Here is a 22,028-nt window from a genome sequence, read left to right on the forward strand (position 1 = left end):
AAGCGCTAAGATTTACATAAATGCAAACACACCCATTCATTTTCTTGGGTGCGCTCTAAAAGTCTAAAGGCAGAGGTGTAAACTCCAATTACACACTCCGCATATTCTTCTAAAATACCCGATAAAAAAAGTTCTGTTTTAGCATGGCTAGCTTTTAACACTTGGGTATAGAGTTCAATAATAACACTAGCCACGATATTAATAACGATATAGTCATAACATTCTGTACTCTCTTGCAAAGAACCTAACCACAGCCTTTCTAAATGAGCGCGATTCTTCTCAAAATTTTTCTTTGTTTCTTGCAGAGCAAATAAATCAGTATCACACGCATGTACCCTTGCACCTAATTTAGATAAAGCCAAAGCTAAAATCCCACTCCCACAACCCACATCTAGGGCTAATTTATCCGTTACATCAAGCCGACTCAAACTTTTTAAAAGCATGCGCGTACTTTCATGATGACCCGTACCAAAGGCTAAACTTGGATCAAGAATCAAAGTATATAAATCCGGTAAGTTTACTGGCGCGATCCAGCTAGGCGTGATGTAAAATTTGGCGCAAGTGGTGGGTTTAATGCTTTGTTGGTAATTTTTGATCCAATCTTGGTTTTTATGTATGCTGGTGTGGTGATAAACCCCCACACATGCACCTCGATCATTTAAAGAATGGCAAAACTCTTTGAGATTTTTAAGTAAGGCGCTGGGTTCTTGGCTAGAGTAAATAATGTAGGCCTGAGTGGGGAGAGAATGGGTTTTATCACCAAAATACTGGTAGGGTAAATCGGATAAATTAGTAGCAGAGCTTTCCTCAATGGCCTCTTGTGTGAAATCTAATAAAAAATCGGCGAATAACTCAGGGTAACCGGTAGGTAGGACAAGGGTTTTAAAGTATGAATCCATTCGCCTTACCTAATAGTGCTTTAATCATTGGTGCCTAAAACAACCTCTAGTTTCTCTTTGAGAACTTGAGGGGTAAAGGGTTTAACGATGTAATTATTCACCCCTGCTTTTAAGGCGGTAATAACCTCAGCCTTGCCCCCTTCTGTGGTGATCATAATGATAGGCAAGTCTTTAAAACGCCCATCAGAGCGCACCTTTTTAACTAGATCTAACCCATTCATCTCTGGCATGTTCCAATCGGTGATGAGTACCCCGGTTGTGTCATTGCTATCTAATTTCCCCCACGCCTCTACCCCATGCTCAGCCTCTAAAATATCCTCATAACCCAGCCGTTGGAGGGTGTTCCTGATGATTCTTCGCATTGTGGAACTATCATCTACAATTAATATTTTCAATATTTCTCCTTGATTGACCCTTATAGCCATCAGAAAATCACACGCCCATTTTAGCATATTTATCCAGCCTCTATCTTAAAAGATCACCAAAATTTGATGGGATAATGCTAGCATTAGCACAGCTAAGGAAAAGCATGCGTGTGATACAAAATTCAATTACTAATGTGTGTGCCCATGAAAGTGTGGTGGTTTATGCCCCTTGCAATTTATATGGCTGTACTTTAGAGGAGGGCGTGTTTGTGGGGCCTTTTTGTGAAATCCAAAGTGGCGTAGTGGTGGGTGCGCATACCCGTATCCAAAGCCATTCTTTTATTTGCTCGCTCGTGCATATTGGCGCATTTTGTTTTATCGGGCATGGCGTGGTGTTTATTAATGATCTCTTCTCTGATGGGTATCCTAGTGCTGATTCAAGTTTGTGGAAAGAAACTCACATTAGCGATCATGTTAGCATTGGCTCTAATGCCACGATCTTACCTGTACGCATTTGTGCGCATGTGGTGATTGGGGCGGGTAGTGTGGTGAGTAAAGATATTGATAAAAGCGGGATTTATGCGGGCAATCCAGCCCGTTTTTTACGGGATTTGCCATGCAAGTTGGGTTAGTTGGCTATGGTTATTGGGGGCAGAAAGTGGCGCATAACTTGGGGAGGTTTATGCTTAAAAGCGTGTGTGATTTAATACCCTCGCGCCTAGCACAGGCGCGACAAGACTGGGGTGATATCTTGGTGAGCACACAAATAGAGGATTTGTTAAACGATACAGATATTCAGGCTATCTTTATCATCACTCCCCTATCCACCCATTATTCCCTCACTAAACAAGCTCTCTTAGCCAATAAACATGTCTTTGTAGAAAAACCCATGAGTTCTACCCTGCAAGAGGCTAAAGAACTTTATATGCTAGCCAAAGAGCGCCATAAAATTCTACACTGCGATCTGACCTTTTTATACGCGCCAAGCATTCTTTGGATTAAGAATAACCTGCAACAATTAGGGCAGGTTTTAAGTATTGCCTCTAGGTGGCTTTTAGGGATTTGCCGTAAAGATACTTGTGCGCTTTATGATCTCGCTTGGCATGCTTTAAGTATTTTATCCTTTCTCTATCCTCATGCTTTAAGTACAAGTTCGCATCTCTCTTTACTCAAAGCCCCCCATCCAAACCACCCCACTTTAAGTACAGCCAATTTACATTTCAACATAGTAGAGATCATGGCATCTTTAAACATTTCTTGGCTCTCTCCTTTTAAAGTACGCGACATGCTCTTTATTGGCACGCAAAATACTCTGTACTACAATGATAATGCCCTCAAACCTCTGAGTATCACCCCCACAAGTTTAGAATCTAAACAAGTAAAAACCCACCACCCCACACTCCCAGCCTTTAGCGCGCTTTTTAAATGTATAGAAAGTTTTCACCAAAGTATTTTAAATACCACCCCCTGTTTTGATCAAAAACGCGTTGTTTTAGATGTCTTAGGGTTTTTAGAAAGATTAACATTAGCGCCTTAAAAACCACTAACACGATAAGTACCAGAGTGAGGGTTACACTCTGTAGTTTTAAGGGCAAAGAGAAAACTTTTTAGACTTTTAAAAACCCTAAAAACCCTCTACTGGGTTTCTGCAACCCTTTGTGCCTGCAGGGCATTTTCACAATTTTTATAAAAAGAGGAGGTGATTGTATTAACCCTAGCTCTTGATGTGAAGGCTTCATGGCAGTGCATGAGGGTGCGTAAACGCGCCTTAGGGTATTTAAGAAAGTGATCAACAGAGTGTACAAAATCAAAATGAAACTCCATAGGGGCTAGGCGTTCACCGGGTCTTCCCATACAATTAGAACTGCAATAACCACTTTGGGCATGCGCCATAGCAAAACACATAAGCAAACAAAGATAAATTTTTTTCATGTTTAACCTTTTTTTTATTCTAACTCCAGTTTATGTACCAATAACCAACGAATCAATCCATAAAGAAAAAGTATTTTAAGTCCCTCCCCTGTGAAAAACCATATTGTTTGGTGCGATTCAAAATAAGAGGAATAAGGAAAAGTCTCCCCCGTGGGTTGGAATTTTTCTAGCAAAATGGAGGGTAGTTGTAAAAACGATTCTACCGCTACAAATAAAACAAGCCCAGCAATTTTTTTAAAGCGTTTAAACTTGCCCATATGTAGGAGGGTGAGTACTAATAAGAGTTTAAGGTAGAGCAAAAGATAAAAAAGGCTAAATAGCCCTGCCTCTTTAAACATAAATGCCCAATTTTCAGGAGAATCTGTCCATGAAAACTGGCAAAATAGCAAAATGAAAACCCCTAAACTTAGAAGTATCCAGATTAAATTAATCGCAATCTTGGCACATAAAAGCGCGTCTATACCAATGGGCAAACTAAAAGTTAAATACCCTTCAGGACCAAAGAGTTTTTGCTGGGTGGAGCGCATGGTGGCTATAAACAAAAGAACGATAAGAATTAGCCCTCCCATAGGCAAGAAAAAAATCCCAATGGTCAGTCTTTGCTGTCCTAGTATCCAGCCTAAGATCAAAAAAAGCAAAGCCCCTATGATGGATAGATAATTTTCCAAAAAGTCGTGTTTAAAAACCTTGAGCATTGAGTAAATCCTGATAGGCTTGTTTTAAACTGCCATGTTTTTCTTGCAAAATTTCTACCTTTTCTAAAGCGATAATATGGCCGCTTTGAATGAACATGGCCATGTCTAAATGGCTTTGCACATCTAAGAGTAAATGGGTGGAGAGTAAAAGCGTAGCCTGTTTGTTGCACTGCTGTACAATGAGATTTAAAATTTCTAAACGCGCTAATAAATCCACTCCGCCTAAAGGTTCATCAAAAACAAACACTTGGGCATTACGAGATAGCGTTAGAATGAGTTGGAGTTTTTCTTGTGTGCCTTTTGATAGAGATTTGAGGGGGTGTTTTAAAGGGATTTTAAAAGCTTGCAACAACTCTAAAGCTTTATTTCTATCAAAGTCTTTAAAAAAATCCTGATAAAACCCTATGAGTTGCATGGCATGGGAGTTTTGCGGGTACATGCTATGATCGGGATTATAAGCGGTGATCTTTTTAGTTTCTATCCCCAATGCTTGCCCACAAACGCGCACATCTCCTATATAGTTTTTAACCAAACCTGTTAGAATTTTAAGCAAAGTGGTTTTACCCGCCCCATTTTGCCCTAATAAACCCACAACCTGACCGGGGCGCAGAGTAAAACTCAAATCGTCTAAAACCTTTTGCGCACCATAAAACTTACTTAAATGACTAACTTCTATCATTAATACGAAAACTTTGTAAAAAGCACTAAAGAGGAATTGCCAATATTGCTTTTGACTTTAGAGGAATAAGAATACACATACCCAATACCCGCATCTAAAGCCATTTGTTTAGATTGCCAAATTTTATAATTAGTCATGAGCGAATATTCTTGGTAGTCTCCAAAAGCCACCATTGCATCCATTCTTACGCGCTTGGTTTTTAACCCTCCAAATAAGTAACCTGTCATAGTGGCGTTAGCAAAATAAATAGCCGGTACGCCAATAGAGTTAATGCCCCGTCCATAGAATTTAGTCTTATCATTAAAAGACCAAAAAAAGCCCTTTTGATTAGGAGCTGGTACAGCATAAAAACCCAAGCCAAAATTTAAAATCTTGTATAAAAAAGTCTGATCAATCATAAAAAGCCCTGCTTGATCATCGCCTTTAATTGCATCGGTATTGCCATGCTGGTAAATGCCATGCACAATGGTGTAGGACTGAAAACCTTTGGGTAATTTGGTGTAGTACTGGAATTTAAACCCTACTTGGATGAGTGCGGTATTTGTCATGGGTAGTTTAGAATCGGCTAGGAAAAAAGGGGAGATTTTAAAACCCTTGTGTTCATAGCCCATTCCAAGAGCTACCACTTCTCCACCCACATACATTTTCTTAGACACCGGATCATAAGAGGCTAAGGCATTAATGCCAGTAGCAATACGAGGGCCTTGTAAATCATTGCCCTGATAGCCATTATAAAGCATTGAATCCATAAAAACACCCCAATAATTAAAATCATTGCGGTGAATGAATAAACTAGCCCCCTGTATATTGCCTTGAATCCAATCAAAATCTACAAAGTTGGTATTAAAACGCCCTAAGGCAAATTTAAGCCGCTTGGTGTCGTATCTAACATAGGCATCTGAAATATCTCCCATACTCAAATAGGGGCGGGTACTGCTCTGCATGTTTACGCTACCCAAAACATTTCCAATACTTAAAATAGGCTGGAATTTTTTATTCCGACTCCACACATTCCAAGCCCCAATAGCTCCAATTCCAAAAGACCATCCGTTATTAAAGGAGAAATCCGTTCCCACCCGTGCATCAAAACCCACATAACTATGCGGGGAGTGTTGCACACCTTGATTATAAATCAGACCTAAATACCCAAAGGGTTTAAGCGTGATTTCTGTGGCTAGCAAGGGGATCATCCAAAAAGAAACGCTCAAAATATAGCGGCGCAAACAAACCACCCCAGAATATATAAATATATCCCCCATTATATCTAAAAGAGTGGTGAGAGGAGTTGGTTTTTTGAGATCACATTGCTATAATTGTCTAAAAACAAGTGAGAAGATGATGCCTTGGTTATTTTTGTTTTTAGCCTTAGTAGCGTTGCAAGCAGAACCTATGGATACGCTCAAACAATGGGTACGCGCTCTTTTAGAAAAACCCAAAACAGCGGGCGCTACTTATACAATTTATCCCAAAAATAACCACGATAAAGCTTATAGACAGAGTATTTCTACAAACAACACAGCCTACACTTTTCTATACGCATATGGGGTACAAAAAATCAAGCAAAGAGAGAGAAAAGCCATGTGTTTGGGGGTGTTGCTAGGATCTACTTTATACAAGGGGTTTTGTTTAAAGGGGTTTGGACAGGCGCGTATGCAGGTTGCTCAAGGGGATTTACACCTTGATTTCTTAAAATCTAGCCCTGCTACCCCTACAGCTCCGGCTAAGGAAAGTGGTATATACCTTACCTTTACAAATATCAAGGGCACATTTTATCTAGCGCGCTATGCTAAAAAAGAGGTGGGATCAGAGCAAATTATTCCCTATTACAACCCACCAAAAAGCAGCACAGCCTACTCAATGGAGATGGTTAATAACACTCTCTTAGAACAATTTAGCAAAAAAGAAAATACACAACAACCCCTCTCTCCGCCCACAGCGCAAGTAACACAAAAAGCCCCAGTAACACCAAGAAAAACAGCACAAAAAGTCCAAGAAATGCGAGTAGATGGACAGACTTACCGCCTTGTTTATACAAGTGATGCCACCATGCAATGCTTAAAAATTTTGCAGTATCAAAGAATTCTGGGTAATTTTTGCATGCAAGGAGCGGGGAGTGCCCAATTTAACCCCCATGCCCCTTGGCTCACTTTAGAATTTGAAAAAGAGGGGAGTAATAGCCACAACACTAGCCTAACCTTTAAAATAGTGGATGGGACTTTTTATTTAGAAAACTATGCCAAAAAATTCTTTCAGTTAGACCCCACAACCCATACTAAAATTTTTCTACGCTTAGAGCCCATTTACCGACAAAAAAGAGACGATCCAAACTACACCCACCCCATTACCCTTCTCTCATTAAGCCCTCATTTCCAACAAGAACTACTCATTAGATGCCAAGAGAAAGGCTATTGCCAACAATAGCTACATTTTTTCCCAAATCGTACCATTTGGCGTATCCATTAAAGAAATGCCTTGCTTAGCTAAATCTTTACGGATTAAATCAGCAAGGGCAAAATCTTTAGCTTCTTTAGCCTTTTGCCGTCTTAAAATCTGGGTTGTGATTTTATCCTTTAGTGCTGTATCCACCCCTAGCTGGAAATAAAGAGTGGGATCTTTGCCCCCCAAGCCTAAGAGTTGATCTATAAAGGTGAGATTTTCTAAAATCTCTTGTGCGCACTTCTTTTTAATTGCTTTGTTAGAGGCATTATCTAGGCTTTGGTTACTCTCTTGTAAATACTCCTCTAAAATACTCAACGCCTTAGAAATATTTAAATCGTCTTGCATAGCCTGTAAAAGAGCGTGTTGGAAATTTTGGTTGGATTTACTTTTTTCAGAGCTGATCTCTAAAGCCCTTTTTTTGAGACGATAGAGTTTATCTAGGCGCTTTTTTTGGCTGTTTAGATCTTCCTCATTAAAGTGTAAAATAGCGCTGTAGTGCACGCCTAAAAGATAGTTACGCAACACCTCGCCATCATAAACTTTTAAAGCATCCTTGATATAAAAACTATTGCCTAAACTCTTGCTCATTTTCTGACCTGAAATATTAACAAAGCCATTATGAATCCAAAACTGCGCTAATTCTTGGTTAAAAGCACAGCGGGTTTGGCAGGCCTCGTTTTCATGATGGGGGAAGAAAAGATCAGAGCCTCCCCCGTGGATATCAATTTGGTAGGGCTCATCTAAATAGGCTAGGGTATTAGCAATCATTGCCGAACATTCAATATGCCAGCCGGGTCTACCTTTGCCAAAAGCGCTTAAATAGCCCAAATCCCCCTCTCCTTTATAAGTTTTCCAGAGAGCAAAATCTTGCGGGTGGTGTTTTTCTAAATTATCCTCTATACGGCTTACATTTTCTGCCTCTAAAGAATGCGCGCTTAACGATCCATAAGCGCTATCTAGTCTTGTGTCTAAATAGATGCTACCCTCCTTTGTTTGGTAGGCATATCCTTTTTCTAATAAGCGTTTGATCATGTCCTCTATAGCTTCTAAGTGCTCGCTGGCTTTGGGCTCACTGGTAGGTCTTAGTACGCCTAAAGCTTGCATCTCTTCTAAATAGCTAGCGATAAAACGGCGGCTTAAATCTGTGATGTTTATCCCCTCTTGCAGGGCTTTAGAAATGATTTTATCATCTATATCAGTGAAATTTTTGACTAATTCCACAGAATACCCGCTTAAGGTAAGCATGCGCGTTAGTAAATCAAAAACAATAGCACTTCTGGCATGCCCAAGATGAGAATAGTCATAGACAGTAGGGCCACAGATATAAATTTTAACCTTCGGGGCTTTTAAGGGGATAAAGGGGCGCTTTTGTTTATGGTGGCTATCAAATAAATAAATGGGTGGGTGCATTTAAACCTCTTATGCTAGATTAATAAATGCCAGATCTTAAAGCTCTTTAAAGCCCATAAAAATAAGGCTAACACTAAGGCTTCTAAAGCTAGCAGTAGAACTAAATATAAGACATCTTTAAAGATAATCATGCCTAAAAAACGCTTAAAACCAAAGGCTCTAATTTGGAGGCCACAGAGTAAAAATCCGGCTAAAGAGCTAGAGAGAGCTAGGGCACTGGCTTGTAAATAGGGCATTAAAAGTAAGGAGCAAGTTGTACCAAAAACAAGCGAATAGAGCGCAATTTTAGCCGCCTTGATTTGTTCTTTATGGCTATAAAGCCAGAGACTAAAAATTTTAGCTAACCCAAAGGGCAATAGCCCAATTAGATAAGCCCTAAAAACTGCAGCACTATGCACAACATCTATAGAGCTAAAATGCCCCCTTTGAAATAGCAAGGATAAAATGGGTTTAGCTAGCATAATCCCGCCTAAAGTACAGGCTAAAAGCATGTAAGTTAAAAAAGTAAAAGCCTGTTGCATGTGTTGCATGGCTAAATGAGTATTGCCCTCTTTAATGGCTTTGGCAATGGTGGGGAAAAGGGCGGTAGAAATGGCGATAGCAAAAAGTGCAAGGGGTAATTGAAAGATGCGGTTAGCATAATAAAGATAGGAAATACTGCCTGTGGCTAGAAAAGAAGCTAGAAATGTATCTATGAAAGCTGAAATTTGGCTAGCTGAATTGCCCAGTACACTAGGGATAAATTGTTTAAAAAAATGCACTCTTTCTTGTTTGATAATCTTTTGTCTGTGTATTTGTCTGAGATTATGTGGTCGTTTAAAAAGGGTATAAACCCCCACACAAAAGAGTTTGAAAAACCCTAAATGATAAAGCGGATAAAAGTGTAAGATAACTTGAGCGATCCCACCGCATAGCACCGCATAGCTTAAAGTACGCACAATTTCTAGCGCATGCTGATCTTTATGAAAATACAAAGCAATAATCATGGCTAGATTTAATAACACTGTGTGGTAGGCGCTCACCCAAAAATGGTTTTTATACTGCAAGAGAGTGCTTAAAAATGTCGCCCAAAACACCAAAAGAAGGTAGTAAAAATTAATGGCTACAATGTCTTTAGCGAGGTTTATCGTGTTAGGGGCAAAGCCATAGGCAAGTAATTTAGTGCAAAAAAAGCGGAGGTGATCTACTAATAAAACTAAAACTAGAAGCAAGAGACTAAAAAAACCTAAAATACCTACAGCAAAAGCGCCTTTATAACGGCTTGAAATAAAGGTGGGTAAAAAACTTTGGCTAAAAGCCCCTTCGGCAAAAATACGCCTAAAAAGATTGGGGAATTTAAAAGCCACAAAGAAAATATCGCTATAAAGCCCGCTACCTAGTACAGATGCGCTTAATAAATCGCGTATAAATCCGGCTAAACGAGAACATAAAATGCCTGAGCTGGTGGTCAAAAAAAACCTTTTGAGCAAAAAACCCCTTTTATACCGCAATGTTAGAACTAAAATTAAATTATACCTAAGAATACCTCTTAAGGTTGGGTTATTTTAAGGGGGTTTGTATTAGTATCCCTAGCTAAAATTGTTTTTCTAAGGGCGTTTTGTGGTGCATGTGATTTTAAGTGGGGGGAGTGGTAGGAGGCTATGGCCTTTAAGTCGGGAACATTTCCCCAAACAATTTTTAAAACTCTATGCGAATCAAAGTCTCTTTGCCTTAACCCTTGCGCGTTTAAGAGATCAAGAGGCGCGTTTTTTAGTGGTGTGCAATGAGGCGCATTATTTCCATAGTTTAGAGGAGATCACACAGGCTAATTTAGAAGATCGCACGCATTTTTTACTAGAGAGCGCTAGTAAAAACACCATGAATTCTTTGATATTAGCGGCTTTAGCTTGTGATTTAGATGAGGTCTTAGTAGTAAGTCCAACCGATCATCTCATGGATATAAAAGCCTTTAATCAGGCTTTAAATCTAGCCCTCAAACAGGCACAAGAAAATCAAATTATATTTTTTGGTGTAGCCAAAGAGCCTAGTAGCCAATATGGGTTTATAGAATGCTCAGAAGTTACAAATGGAGTAGCCAAAGTACTAGGATTTATTGAAAAACCTAGCCGTTTAGAGATCAATCAGTGCATGGCGCGTGCACATGGAGATTTTTATATCAATAGTGGGATATTTGTCTTTAAAGCATCTGTCTTTTTAGAAGAATGCGCTAAATATGTGCCTAGCATGTTAAAAGCATGTGAGCAAGTTTATAAGGAGGCTAAACGCTTACCCTTAATCATTAGATGTACTAACATGCAAGATTTACAAGAGGGTAGCGTAGATACGCTGTTATGGCAGAGATGTACCAACCTCTATTTAGTACCCTTGAGGGCTAATTGGCAAGATGTTGGGCATTTTACTAGTTTGCAAGCTAGCCTTCCACCTTCTGATATGCAGGGTAATACTTGCCACAATAGCACGCTTCTAGCTAAAAACTCTAGCTCTAATTACATTTATAGCACGCCAGATAAATTAGTCTGTTTATTAGGGCTTACAAATTGCGTGATAGCCGATACAAAAGATGCGTTATTAGTAGCCTCTAAAGATCATTTAGATTCCCTAAAAGAGTTAGTAGAGGAGGTGGGAAAGAAAAATGCGGATTTATTAAAAACCTATCCTTTAGAGTACCGCCCTTGGGGTAGCTTTGAAGTGCTTTTAGAGCGCTCTTTTTTTAAGGTTAAACTTTTAGAAATCACCCCCCATAAACGCCTCAGTTTACAACGACACAAACACCGTAGCGAACACTGGGTAGTGGTGGAGGGTGTGGCTAGCGTGATTATTGATAGCCGTGCTTTTAAGGTTTTGACTAATGAAAGCGTGTTTATTAAACAAGGACAAATTCATCGCTTAGGCAATGATACGGATAATCCTTTAAAAATCTTAGAAGTACAATGCGGTAGCTGTTTAGATGAATCAGACATTGAGCGGCTTGAAGATGATTATAAACGCATTTAAAGGGAGATCATGCAAAAAGTTGCTTTAATTACCGGGATTACCGGACAAGATGGGAGTTATCTAGCGCGTTATCTTTTAGATTTGGGTTATGAAGTACATGGAATCAAACGGCGTAGTTCTTCTTTTAATACGGCTAGAATTGATCCCATTTATGAAGATGTGCACAGCAACCATGCGTATTTTTTCTTACATTATGGGGATTTAACAGACTCTAGCAATATCACAAGTCTACTTGCTAAAATCAGGCCTACAGAAATTTATAATCTAGCCGCCCAAAGCCATGTACAAGTTTCCTTTGAAATGCCGGAATATACCGCTAATGTAGATGCTTTGGGTACATTGCGTATTTTAGAGGCCATGCGTTTTTTAGGGCTTAAAGATACCCGTTTTTATCAGGCTAGCACTTCTGAGCTTTATGGAGAGGTTTTAGAAACCCCGCAAAATGAAAACACGCCTTTTAATCCTAGAAGCCCTTATGCGGTGGCTAAACTCTATGCATATTACATCACCAAAAATTACCGCGAAGCTTACGGCTTTTTTGCGGTTAATGGGATTTTATTTAACCATGAAAGCCCTGTGCGCGGTGAAACATTTGTAACCCGTAAGATCACAATGGCTATTTCTCGCATGCTCTTTGGGTTGCAAGATTGTTTGTATCTGGGTAATTTAGATGCTAAGCGCGATTATGGGCATGCCCTAGATTATGTAAAAGCCATGCACTTGATTTTAGGGCATAAACAACCAGTAGATTTTGTAGTAGCTAGTGGGCAAACTTTGAGTATTAGAGATTTTACAAAGCGTTGTTTTGAAAAGGTGGGGGTGTTGTTAGAATTTAAAGGGCAAGGTTTAGAGGAAGAGGGGGTGGTGGTGGGTTTACAATCTAGTTGTTTAAATATCCCCTCTATATCATTTTTAAAAGATCAAGTTGTTGTTAGAGTGGATTCGCGTTATTTTCGCCCTACAGAAGTGGATTTACTCTTAGGAGACCCTAGCAAAATTGAAAAAGAGCTAGGCTGGAGGCGTACTTTTAGTGTAGATGATTTGATCACAGACATGCTTAAGGCCGATTTAGCCTTAGCTAAAAAAGAAGCGCTAGTTAAAAACACTAATTAACAAAGCGCCCGGGTTTTTTCCAAAATCCTTTGCTATAAGCCCAGTAAAATAAAAGCGCGCGGGCAAAGGTTTCTAAACAAATTACCACAAAGAAATAGCGCACAGAAAGCCCTAATTTCCAAAGCAAAAACATAGGCAAAATACGCAAAATCCACAAACTACAGGTATTGATATAAAGCGATACTTTAGCCATGCCAGCTCCTCTAAACACCCCGTCTAGTACAAATAAACAGATGAGAGGTACTTGTGAAATGCCTACAGTAACTAAATACCAAGAGGCTACCTGTACTACAGCTAAATTACTCGTAAAGATAAGCGCTAAAGATTTGGCAAAGACCATCATCACGATGCCTAAAATCCCTAATGAAAACCCCGCTACTTTTAAGGTCATGTAGACATATTCTTCGGCTCGTTTGATCTGATTAGCCCCTAAATGTTGCCCCACTAAAACCATGCAAGCAATGGTAAAACCAAGACCGGGCATGTAAGAAAAAGTTTCAATGCGCAAGCCCACCTGCATACCGGCTAAGACTTCATTACCATAACTTGCCACAAATTTAGACACCAAAGTCATAGAAAAGAGGGTTAAAAGTCTTTCAAAACCAGAGGGCCAACCCACCTGCCATGCCCGCTTAAAAAGCTCCCAATTAAAACTTAAGCGAAAACGTAGCGGACTCTTTTTTAAAGTGATAATTGCAAAAAGAAGCCCTAATTCTAAAAAGGCTGTAGTTACGCTAGCTAAAGCCGCTCCTCTAATATCTAAGCGCATAAAGCCATAATCTCCAAAGATCAACGCTTGGTTAAGAAAGAGACAAAAAATACTCATAAGGATTTTTAGAATGAAGGGCGTTAAAGTATCTGATAAACTAGCAAGCGCTGCAACCATAGCGTTTTTAATAAAAATAGCTGGCATGGCTAAGATAAGGATTTGTAGATAATGGGTGGCTAAAATATTAGCACTCCCCTTTAGCCCCATCCACTTTAAAAAGGGCGTGATGCCTAAAAAGCCTATCCAGCCTGCTAAAAAGCAAAGTAAACATGCCCCGATTAAAATACTAGAATAACCAATAGATACCATTTCCATCTCTTTTGCCCCCACTAGACGGCTTAGGGTGGCATTAGTACCGATATAAAAGATAGAATTAAGGGCGTAAAAAAGCATCATATATTGCAACCCCACACCCATAGCCACAATATGATTATCAGAAAGCTTACCCATGAAAACTACAGATACGGCTAAAACAAAGATCTCTAAAAAATTGTTGATCCCAGAAGGTAGGGCGAGTCTTAAAATGCGCCTAAATTTCCACCATCGTGCTGCTTTTATAATAACAACGCTCCTACAACCCCAAAAAGAATAAGAGGAATGTTATAGACTAAAAAGGTAGGGATACAGGTATCATAAATATGGTTATGTTGGCCATCTGCATTTAACCCTGTTGTGGGGCCTATGGTGCTATCAGAAGCAGGCGAGCCCGCATCGCCTAAAGCTGCAGCAATGCCGATTAATAAAATCGTTGCCTTCGTATCAAAACCAAGCGCTAAACATAAGGGACAATAAAAGGTGGCAATGATAGGCAGAGTACCAAAGGAAGTTCCAATTCCTAATGTAATAAATAAACCAATGGCTAGCATTACAATTGCTCCCTCTAGCTTGCTAGAAATAGCGCTATTTGCCATGTGCACTAAATCACTAATAGCATGGGTTTTTTGGAGCACCTCTCCAAAACCTGCTGCAATGAGCATGACAAAGGCCACAAAAGCCATCATTTTTACACCCGTATCAATCACTGCATCCATCTCTTTCCATTTAACCACCCCTCCAACTAACATCACCATAAGCCCGATAAAAGCCCCTAGTGGCAAGGACCCGGTAATAATCTGGACAACAAAGGCTAAGATAAGCCCTAAGAGAGCTAAGTAGTCTTTACTACTTAATTGTAAATCGCTTTCTGTTGGCAATTCTATACGCTCTTGATAAATGCGCGGCTTTTTATAGAGTATAACAATTGCTACTACCAAACCAACAACCATAGCCAAACCCGCAATAGACATCACAGCCACCACTTCATTTAAATGGGTGTGGATTTTATTTTTCTCTAGATTATCCACGATGAGTTGTTGGAAAATTAATCCAAACCCGGCTGGAATAGTCATATAAGGCGCTTCCAACCCAAAGGTAAGCGCACAAGCTAGCGCGCGCCTATCTATTTGTAAGCGATTCATTAAATGCAATAAGGGCGGGATTAAAATCGGGATAAAGGCGATATGAACGGGGATTAAATTTTGAGAAAAACAAGAAATAAAGGCAATTAAAAAGCAAAAGACAGAGGCCTTTAGATCCATAAAGCCTATGATCTTATGGAGTAAGATTTTAATAAGATTGCCACTTGAGACCATAACCGCTAAGGCCCCCAAGAGGACATAACTTAAAGCCGTTTCTAAATTGCCCTGCATGCCATCAATCATAATTTTAATGGTCTGCACCACCCCAAGCCCTCCCATTAGCCCGCCTACCAAACTAGCAGCGATGATAGCTAGCAAAATATTTAAACGCGCTAAACTTAGCCCCACCATCACCAACACAGACACCACAGCCGCATTTGTTAATAACATCAATATTCCTTGTTATTTTTGTGTATTTTTAAATGTGTTTTTAGTTAGTGTAGCGGTCTCTTTTAGAGACCATGGGTGTGGTGGAAACAAAAAAGTAGGTTAAACATCACCCACTCGCTTAAGAATATCTGCGTAGGCATCTATGCGTCGATCCCTAAAAAAAGGCCACATTTGGCGTATTTTAGCGCTCTCTTTTAAATCAATACAGGCATAGATAATTGCCTCCTCCTGCCCTGCACTTGCTAGTTCTTGCCCAAAAGCCCCATAAATAAAACTAGAACCAAAAAAATATAACCCTTCTGTGTAAAGGTCTTTTTCTAAGCCCACGCGATTAGAAGTGATCACAGGTATCACATTACTAATGCTATGCCCTTTTTGTACGCCTTGCCAAGCTTGTTTTTGGAGTTGCTTTTCCTCTATACTCTCGCTTGTATCGTTAAACCACCCAATAGCACTCGGATAAATTAAAACATCTGCCTTTTTTAAGGCCATGATTCGCGCCGCCTCCGGATACCATTGATCCCAGCAAATCAGTACCCCTAGATTGCCTACACTACTCATAATAGGCTCAAACCCTTTAGTAGCGTCTCCGGGCGTGAAATAAAATTTTTCATAAAAACGCGGATCGTCTGGAATATGCATTTTGCGCTGTTTGCCTAGAATTCTGCCATCTTTTTCAAATACAACGGCTGTATTGTGATAAACCCCCTCCATGCGCTTTTCAAATAAAGAACTCACTAACACCACCTCATAGCGCTTAGCCAGATTGGCAAAAAACGCCACATCCTCTGTAAAAAAATCCGCCCATGCAAAATATTGCGAGTCTTCATGTTGGCAAAAATAAGGATAGGGGTGTAATTCAGGTAACACCACTAAATTAAGTTTAGGGTATTGTGTTTTGGCTTGTTTAAGTAAGTAATCCGTGCGCTCCAAAGTAGCTGTACGCGTGCCTTGATAGCTGTGTTGCAAAATAGCTACATGGATTTTCTCTATTGCCATGCTCACTCTTCATATTCGCTATCCGCACTCACATAGTCATCATCATCATACCCCCCATTATATTGCCACTCCTCTAAAACATCTTCACCATCATCCCACTCTTCTTGATCAAAATCCTCTTGATCTAAATCTTCCATCCAGTACTCCTAAATTTTGGGCTAAAATTAAATTATAACAAAATCTTAAAGTTTTGATTATGCTAAATACACTTCACTTTTGCATGGCTAAGGTTTTTAAATAACCATTTTCACTCAGCATAACATACAAGCGCCCGAGTACTTCTTTTTTACTCTCAGAGTCTAATAGGGCGCTATCCTCAATCTTTTGTTTTAAAATGCGCTCCATTTCTTTGGTGTCATAGTCTAAATCCTCTAGGGCATCTAAAATTGTCTGGGCTTCTAAAATGTTGGTGATAGAAAAACTCTCTGGTGCATTTTGTGCGTGTATGTGCACACAACACTCTGTAGGGTGGGTAAAAAGATTATGATGCATGCCTAAGACCTCTTGATAAGCCCCTACTAAAAAGAAACCTAGAAAATAATCCTCTTGGCGAACATTGACATCGTGCAAAAATAAAGGTTTATCCTTATCAAAACTAATTTCTCCATCGCTATCGCATGTAATATCCCATAAACTCGCGCTTCTTGTAGGCTCTTCATCTAGTTTATGCAAAGGCATAACCGGAAAATTATGCCCTAACCCCCAATAATCAGGCAAACTTTGGAAAAAGGAGCAATTAAGTAAGTAGCGCTCTTGTACCTGTTCTTGGATACGGATAATATCGTTGTGATCTTTGTGGCGCAAAAACCCAATGGCTTTTTTAATGATTAAATGCCCTAAAACCTCAGCATTGCTTCGATCTTGTAAGTCAATATAGCCTAGATCAAAAAGAGTAAAAAGCGATTCCATGTGATCTAAACTATCATGCAAATATTCAATGGCGTTTTTGGTGTTGATATTATGGTAGAGATCTTCCATTTCAGCCACTAAAGGCGGGTTACTCTCTTTTAAGCGCAAAATACTTTCATCATAATCTTGAGAAAACAACTCTAAAACCGGAGCCACTAGTACGGCATGGCTTGCGCTAATGAAACGACCCGATTCAATAAAAATATTGGGTTCTAATTCCTTTTTATTTTTCACAATCTCTTTAAGCAAGAACACCACATCTCCGGCAAATTCCTCTAAAGTGTAATTGCGCCCACACCGGTGTTTGTGCTGGGAATATTCAATAGCTAGCCCCCCGCCAATATTAATGCTATTTAAATTAAACGCCCCCATCTTGCGTAATTCTGCATAGATATTACCCGCCTCTTTAAGCGCCTTTTTTAAAGGGGTAATATCGCTAATTTGGCTACCGATATGGAAATGAATCATGCTAAGTTGTTCTAAAAGGCCATGGGCTTCTAATAAATGCATGGCCTCTAAAAGTTCAGTGCTAGCTAGCCCAAATTTAGCATGGATACCCGTACTCTTAGCCCAAATCCCCACTCCAGAGCTATGTAAGCGTACTCGAATCCCAATTTTAGGGCAAAGTCTAGTGTTTTCACCGGTGGTATTATTTTCAAGCGCAACTTCTAAAATGCTTTTAAGCTCGCTAAGCCCTTCAATGGTGAGTGTAATATCAGCCCCCATGCTAGCAGCAATAAAGCCTAGTTCAATCATTTCCTTATCTTTAAACCCATTGACTGTAATAGGCGCGCCCTCGTGGATATAACTCATAGCTAAAATTAATTCTGCCTTGCTCCCTGCTTCTAATCCATAGTGCCCCTCAAAATGCTTAGAAATTTCTACTAAGGGGAGTACAAAATAAGGCATGTGATTAACCTTTAGAGGAAAAACCGCTCTAAATGCACCGCTATAATGATACTGTTCAATGGCACTAGAAAACATGTTAAAGAGCTTTTTAACCTGCTTTTCAATTAAATGGGGGAAGCGCAATAACAAAGGGCCTTTAAAGCCTTGTTCGCGCATGTCTAAAACCATTTCCATTAAACTAGGTTTACTCCCCGCATTGACCTTTACCATTCCATCCTCAATGATAAAATCCTCTTTACCCCAATAACTCAATCCATAAGTTTGCATGTGCGCGCCTTAAATCCAGATGAGGTTAAAGTATAACTAAAAATAACCTCTTTGTGTTAGAATGCCTCCCATGCAAAATAAACCTCCTGCGATGCATCGCCTTTTAAACGCCCCCTCTCTAGCCCCCTATCCTAGACATATTCTTAAATCCCTAGCGACAAATCTATTAGCCAAACACCACCAAGAACCCTTTGCTTTCACCCATTTTAACCAGTGGGTAGAGTTGTTATTAGATCGCTACAACGCCTTAATGTCCCCACCGCTTAAACCCATCTACAACGCTACAGGTGTTTTACTCTCCACTAATCTAGGGCGCGCGGTACTGGATTTAAAAGCCCTTAAAGAATTATCCCTTTTAAGTGGGTATGTTAATTTAGAAGTTAATTTACACACAGGTAAGCGGGCTAATCGTTGCACTCAAGTTCAAGAACTCCTTAAAGTGATTTTTCAAGCTCAAGATGCCTTAGTGCTTAATAATAATGCTAGCGCTTTGGTACTAATTGCTAGCGTTTTTGCCCCTAAAAGTACGGGTAATCAAACTTTGCTCTCCTTTGGAGAACTTGTAGAAATTGGGGGGGGATTTAGAGCGCATGAACTCTTAGAGAGTGTTACTAACCTTAAATTAGTGGGTAGTACTAATAAGACTTATTTAAGCGATTATAAACACGCGTTAAGTACTTCTAGTACGCTGATTACGCGTATCCACCGGAGTAATTTTTCTATGAATGGCTTTGTCGCCTCTGCATCTTCTAAGGATTTATTTAAATTGGCACAAGAAAAAGGTGTAACTTTTTATGAAGATTTAGGGAGCATGCAAAAGTTAGAGGGGGTGCAAAAAGCGCTTAAAAGTGCACATTTACTAAGTTTTAGTGCGGATAAACTACTAGGCAGTGTACAAGGTGGCATTGTGCTAGGCCATCAAAAACACATACAAGCCCTGCGTGCCCATCCGCTTTATCGCGCCTTTAGAGTGGATAAAATCCAGTTATTTTTACTAGTAAAAAGCCTACAAGGGCTTATCTGTGGCCAAAAAACCCCTACCCAAGAATTTTTAGATCAAGATAAAGATACTTTACTTAATAAAGCACTCAAGCTTTTCCATGCCCTAACCCCTCTTAAATCTCTTAAATGCGTGATCATGCCTACAAAAGCTTTAATAGGTGGAGGGGTGGAGCACCAAGAAATAGAGAGTTTTGGGGTACAATTAGCCTTAAAATCTTGTAGCGTAGAGAGTTTATACAAGGCGCTTTATTTGCAAGGGGTAGCGGGGATATTACACCACAACGGGGTGATCTTAGATGTTTATGCTCTCTTTGATAAAGACATTCCTTATTTGGCTAGAGTGATTGGTAAAACACTTGATAGGGTTATTTTAAACTAACAAAACACCTACACCAGCGCTAAAAGCTTGCAAGTTTAAGCCTAAACCCTAAGTCTTGAATTGGTTAATCTGTGCGTCTAATTCTGAAGCGGAGGCGTTTAAAGAATCAGCTAGAGTGCCAATTTCGGTTGTGTCTTCTAGGGTTTTATGGGTTACATTTTCTACCTGAGTGAGTGAAGAAGCCATAGAGTGAATCGTTTGGCCTGTTTTAGCATAATCAGCGATAAAGGTGTGGGTATTTTGCACCACAGTGCCCACATCAGCACTCATCGCTTTAAAACGCTCTTGTACTTCTAAACTACCCGTGCTTAACTCCTCAATCTTTTTAGAATTTAGATTCATTTGGTTACTCACATCATTAATTTCTTGTACAATTACCCCAATCGTTGAATTAATCTCAGCTAAACTTTTTTGGGTGCGTGCGGCTAGATTGCGCACTTCATCAGCCACCACCGCAAACCCTCTGCCATGTTCACCCGCCCGTGCGGCCTCAATAGCGGCATTAAGGGCTAATAAATTAGTTTGATCGGCAATATCATTAATGATATGCAAAATACTTTTTACACTATCTGCGTTTTTACTCAGTTGTTCTACTTTGCTAGCCAATTCTTCTTCGGTCTTAGCTGCCCCTAAGATTTGTTCTAACATGGCGCTTAAAGAGGCATTAGACTCCTCAATAGAAGTTTGGGTTTTTGCTAATTTATCGCCCACTTCTTCAGCTGCTTTTATAGAAGTTTGTACGGAGGAAACCAAATCGCTAGATTGTTGGTATAACGCATGGATTGTATCTGCATTGCTTTTAATACGGGTGCTACCACTTGAAATAAATTGCTGTAATTTGTCTGATAAAGACCGGTTACGCGTGCTATTATCCTTGATAGATAACATGATCTTTTGGATATGTTCTACAAAAGTGTTTAACCCGATACTCATCCTGCTTAGTTCGTCTTTCCCCTTGCCTACACGCAAGCGCTTTGTTAAATCTCTATCTCCCTGCCCAAAATTATAAATCTGATCCACTGCTTCTTTAATGCGAGAAATCACAGTCAAATTAATCGCAATGCCAGAAAATACAATCATAAACACCATTGTCCCACTAATCCAGAATACTAAAATCTTTGAACTTTCTAAAACATCTTTTTTAGCCTCTCTCTCCACGCTATCTAAATCTTTTAACATATCGCTGTAATAAGAGGTGGTAACTAATACCATATTACTCACCGGATCATACTCACTATAAGCCACTTTAGGCTCAGGAACTCCCCCCTCAAACTTAGGCATTTTATAACGGGTAAACCCGCCCCCTTTTTGAGCCGCCTCTAAATACCCGCGCACATAATAAACCCCATCTACACTTTGTAAATCTAGCCCGCTTTTGCCTACCGTGTTGGGGTTAACTGGATCAAAAAGTACCTTCCCTTCTTTATCTACAGCGACCATATAAATAACCGCGCGATCGTTATTGATAGCCTTAAGATAGTCTAAAGAGTAGGCGAGGGCTTGTTCTTTAGAGGGTTGGATGCGATAATAGCGGTGAATCCCATGTTCAATGAGTTTTAGCATATAACGCAAAGTTTCCTCTTTCTTTTTAGTCCCATTTTCCTCTGTAGTGTGGATTAAATCTTTAATTAATCCATGTTGTTTGAAATTGGTGAGTAAAACAACGACTACCCCTACCATGATTAAAGAGAGAAAAATATTGAGCAGAATTTTAATACCAACGCGCATAGAATGATCCTAAATCCTAAAAATCACAACTAAATTGAAAAAAACAAACGGCGTGTGGCATTTTTACAAACTAATATTAATATTTGGCTAAAAGCGGTAATGAAAATGCAGACCATAGCGTGTTTTGCCCCTTTCATTCACAGAAATTTCTGGGTAAAGTTCCCAGTTACGGCGATACCTAGAAGTGAATAGATAAGCAAAACCCCAACCAATCAAACTCCCCACCACCACTTGTAAAATGCTATGTTCATAAGAGACCACGCGGCTTGCATCGGTTAAAATAGCTAGAGCAATCACAGGTAAAGCAGGTTTCCACCCGTAGCGATAATAAACAAACCCAGCCGCACTCCAAGCCCCGCCTGCATGCCCGCTTGGCATCCCGCGCCAACTATCACAACATGGCCGTTTAGCAAAGGGTACATGTGCTCCTCTGTCATGGGCGCTTTGGAAGGCATTTTTAATCCCATAAATCACCCCCTGAGTAACTAAGCTCCCTACCGCTAGCTCTCCCATTCCGCGATAATCGCGCATGCCTAAACTCACCACCCCTACAAAAATAGGCATTAAACGCAGCACATCGCCAATATCCTCTAAAACCTTAGCCCCTTCTGAAATTTCAGCTTGTACTAGCCGCGTACACAACAAAAATACCAATCCAATACGGGATATTTTTTTCAGCATAGGTGGCATTAT

General features: G+C 39.8%; 21 protein-coding genes. 6 read left to right on the top strand and 15 right to left on the bottom strand.

All coding sequences use genetic code 11. From position 1 onward, the window contains the following. Positions 1 to 5 precede the first annotated feature (5 nt). Together prmA and G6Q06_RS00250 are read right to left on the bottom strand one after the other, a co-directional pair. Positions 6 to 899 carry a 50S ribosomal protein L11 methyltransferase gene (gene prmA, locus G6Q06_RS00245; RefSeq protein WP_163565355.1) on the bottom strand — a complete coding sequence of 298 codons (894 nt, stop codon included), beginning with the start codon at positions 897 to 899 and terminating at the stop codon, positions 6 to 8. Between the two features lie 20 nt (positions 900 to 919). After that, positions 920 to 1,294 (bottom strand): chemotaxis response regulator CheY, encoded by a 375-nt coding sequence (locus G6Q06_RS00250; RefSeq protein WP_034375411.1) that lies wholly within the window; start codon positions 1,292 to 1,294, stop codon positions 920 to 922. Positions 1,295 to 1,428: 134 nt separating this feature from the next. On the opposite strand from G6Q06_RS00250, the gene G6Q06_RS00255 reads away from it, so the two are divergent. Further along, a complete protein-coding gene (locus tag G6Q06_RS00255; RefSeq protein ID WP_163565356.1) occupies positions 1,429 to 1,896 on the top strand; it encodes an acyltransferase in 468 nt (155 codons plus the stop codon). Beyond that, the gene (locus G6Q06_RS00260) at positions 1,881 to 2,801 is read left to right on the top strand and encodes a Gfo/Idh/MocA family protein (protein WP_163565357.1); all 921 of its coding nucleotides are present in this window, start codon (positions 1,881 to 1,883) and stop codon (positions 2,799 to 2,801) included. The genes G6Q06_RS00255 and G6Q06_RS00260 overlap by 16 nt, the downstream gene beginning before the upstream one ends. A 98-nt stretch (positions 2,802 to 2,899) precedes the next feature. On the opposite strand, the gene G6Q06_RS00265 is transcribed toward G6Q06_RS00260, so the two are convergent. From G6Q06_RS00265 to G6Q06_RS00280, 4 genes are read right to left on the bottom strand one after another with little or no spacing between them, the layout of a single operon-like run. Beyond that, positions 2,900 to 3,196 carry a hypothetical protein gene (locus G6Q06_RS00265; RefSeq protein WP_163533099.1) on the bottom strand — a complete coding sequence of 99 codons (297 nt, stop codon included), beginning with the start codon at positions 3,194 to 3,196 and terminating at the stop codon, positions 2,900 to 2,902. A 14-nt stretch (positions 3,197 to 3,210) separates the two neighbouring features. Then, on the bottom strand, positions 3,211 to 3,891 hold the full coding sequence (locus G6Q06_RS00270) for a hypothetical protein (RefSeq protein WP_163565358.1): 681 nt from the start codon (positions 3,889 to 3,891) through the stop codon (positions 3,211 to 3,213). Next, positions 3,875 to 4,570 carry an ATP-binding cassette domain-containing protein gene (locus tag G6Q06_RS00275; RefSeq protein ID WP_163565359.1) on the bottom strand — a complete coding sequence of 232 codons (696 nt, stop codon included), beginning with the start codon at positions 4,568 to 4,570 and terminating at the stop codon, positions 3,875 to 3,877. Before G6Q06_RS00275 ends, G6Q06_RS00270 begins: the two co-directional genes overlap by 17 nt. Next, a complete protein-coding gene (locus G6Q06_RS00280) occupies positions 4,570 to 5,760 on the bottom strand; it encodes an outer membrane family protein (RefSeq protein WP_240328938.1) in 1,191 nt (396 codons plus the stop codon). Before G6Q06_RS00280 ends, G6Q06_RS00275 begins: the two co-directional genes overlap by 1 nt. 148 nt (positions 5,761 to 5,908) lie before the next feature. Here G6Q06_RS00280 and G6Q06_RS00285 point away from each other — a divergent pair, with 148 nt between their 5' ends. Beyond that, positions 5,909 to 6,991, top strand: a complete 1,083-nt coding sequence (locus G6Q06_RS00285) for a hypothetical protein (RefSeq protein ID WP_163565360.1) — start codon at positions 5,909 to 5,911, stop codon at positions 6,989 to 6,991. Here G6Q06_RS00285 and cysS read toward each other — a convergent pair whose 3' ends face one another. Together cysS and murJ are read right to left on the bottom strand one after the other, a co-directional pair. Further along, entirely contained in the window at positions 6,992 to 8,407 is a 1,416-nt protein-coding gene (cysS, locus tag G6Q06_RS00290; RefSeq protein ID WP_205435738.1) for a cysteine--tRNA ligase, read from the bottom strand. A 26-nt stretch (positions 8,408 to 8,433) separates the two neighbouring features. Beyond that, complete coding sequence (gene murJ, locus G6Q06_RS00295) at positions 8,434 to 9,888, bottom strand: murein biosynthesis integral membrane protein MurJ (protein WP_205435685.1); 1,455 nt, start codon at positions 9,886 to 9,888, stop codon at positions 8,434 to 8,436. A 130-nt stretch (positions 9,889 to 10,018) separates the two neighbouring features. On the opposite strand from murJ, the gene G6Q06_RS00300 reads away from it, so the two are divergent. Together G6Q06_RS00300 and gmd are read left to right on the top strand one after the other, a co-directional pair. Beyond that, entirely contained in the window at positions 10,019 to 11,413 is a 1,395-nt protein-coding gene (locus G6Q06_RS00300) for a mannose-1-phosphate guanylyltransferase/mannose-6-phosphate isomerase (RefSeq protein WP_163565363.1), read from the top strand. Positions 11,414 to 11,419: 6 nt separating this feature from the next. Beyond that, on the top strand, positions 11,420 to 12,526 hold the full coding sequence (gene gmd, locus G6Q06_RS00305; protein WP_205435740.1) for a GDP-mannose 4,6-dehydratase: 1,107 nt from the start codon (positions 11,420 to 11,422) through the stop codon (positions 12,524 to 12,526). Here the strand turns inward: gmd and G6Q06_RS00310 are convergent. The 5 genes from G6Q06_RS00310 to speA all read right to left on the bottom strand — a co-directional run bounded on the left by G6Q06_RS00310 (position 12,519) and on the right by speA (position 18,226). Further along, a complete protein-coding gene (locus tag G6Q06_RS00310) occupies positions 12,519 to 13,856 on the bottom strand; it encodes an MATE family efflux transporter (protein WP_163565478.1) in 1,338 nt (445 codons plus the stop codon). The two genes, gmd and G6Q06_RS00310, sit on opposite strands and share 8 nt — an antisense overlap. Then, positions 13,850 to 15,142 (bottom strand): Na+/H+ antiporter family protein, encoded by a 1,293-nt coding sequence (locus G6Q06_RS00315; protein WP_163533093.1) that lies wholly within the window; start codon positions 15,140 to 15,142, stop codon positions 13,850 to 13,852. Before G6Q06_RS00315 ends, G6Q06_RS00310 begins: the two co-directional genes overlap by 7 nt. Positions 15,143 to 15,241: 99 nt before the next feature. Further along, positions 15,242 to 16,141 carry a carbon-nitrogen hydrolase gene (locus tag G6Q06_RS00320; protein ID WP_163533092.1) on the bottom strand — a complete coding sequence of 300 codons (900 nt, stop codon included), beginning with the start codon at positions 16,139 to 16,141 and terminating at the stop codon, positions 15,242 to 15,244. A gap of 2 nt (positions 16,142 to 16,143) precedes the next feature. Then, positions 16,144 to 16,278, bottom strand: a complete 135-nt coding sequence (locus G6Q06_RS08675) for a hypothetical protein (RefSeq protein WP_275896935.1) — start codon at positions 16,276 to 16,278, stop codon at positions 16,144 to 16,146. Positions 16,279 to 16,351: 73 nt separating this feature from the next. Further along, complete coding sequence (gene speA / locus G6Q06_RS00325; RefSeq protein WP_163533091.1) at positions 16,352 to 18,226, bottom strand: arginine decarboxylase; 1,875 nt, start codon at positions 18,224 to 18,226, stop codon at positions 16,352 to 16,354. Positions 18,227 to 18,296: 70 nt separating this feature from the next. Between speA and selA the strand changes: the two genes are divergently transcribed. After that, the gene (gene selA / locus G6Q06_RS00330) at positions 18,297 to 19,607 is read left to right on the top strand and encodes an L-seryl-tRNA(Sec) selenium transferase (RefSeq protein ID WP_163565365.1); all 1,311 of its coding nucleotides are present in this window, start codon (positions 18,297 to 18,299) and stop codon (positions 19,605 to 19,607) included. 48 nt (positions 19,608 to 19,655) lie between these two features. Here the strand turns inward: selA and G6Q06_RS00335 are convergent, their stop codons facing one another. Beyond that, complete coding sequence (locus G6Q06_RS00335; protein ID WP_163565366.1) at positions 19,656 to 21,335, bottom strand: methyl-accepting chemotaxis protein; 1,680 nt, start codon at positions 21,333 to 21,335, stop codon at positions 19,656 to 19,658. Between the two features lie 87 nt (positions 21,336 to 21,422). Further along, entirely contained in the window at positions 21,423 to 21,977 is a 555-nt protein-coding gene (locus G6Q06_RS00340) for a phosphatase PAP2 family protein (protein ID WP_163535119.1), read from the bottom strand. Positions 21,978 to 22,028: the final 51 nt, after the last annotated feature.

Source organism: Helicobacter suis (assembly GCF_902196135.1).
GTDB classification, from domain to species: domain Bacteria; phylum Campylobacterota; class Campylobacteria; order Campylobacterales; family Helicobacteraceae; genus Helicobacter; species Helicobacter suis_A.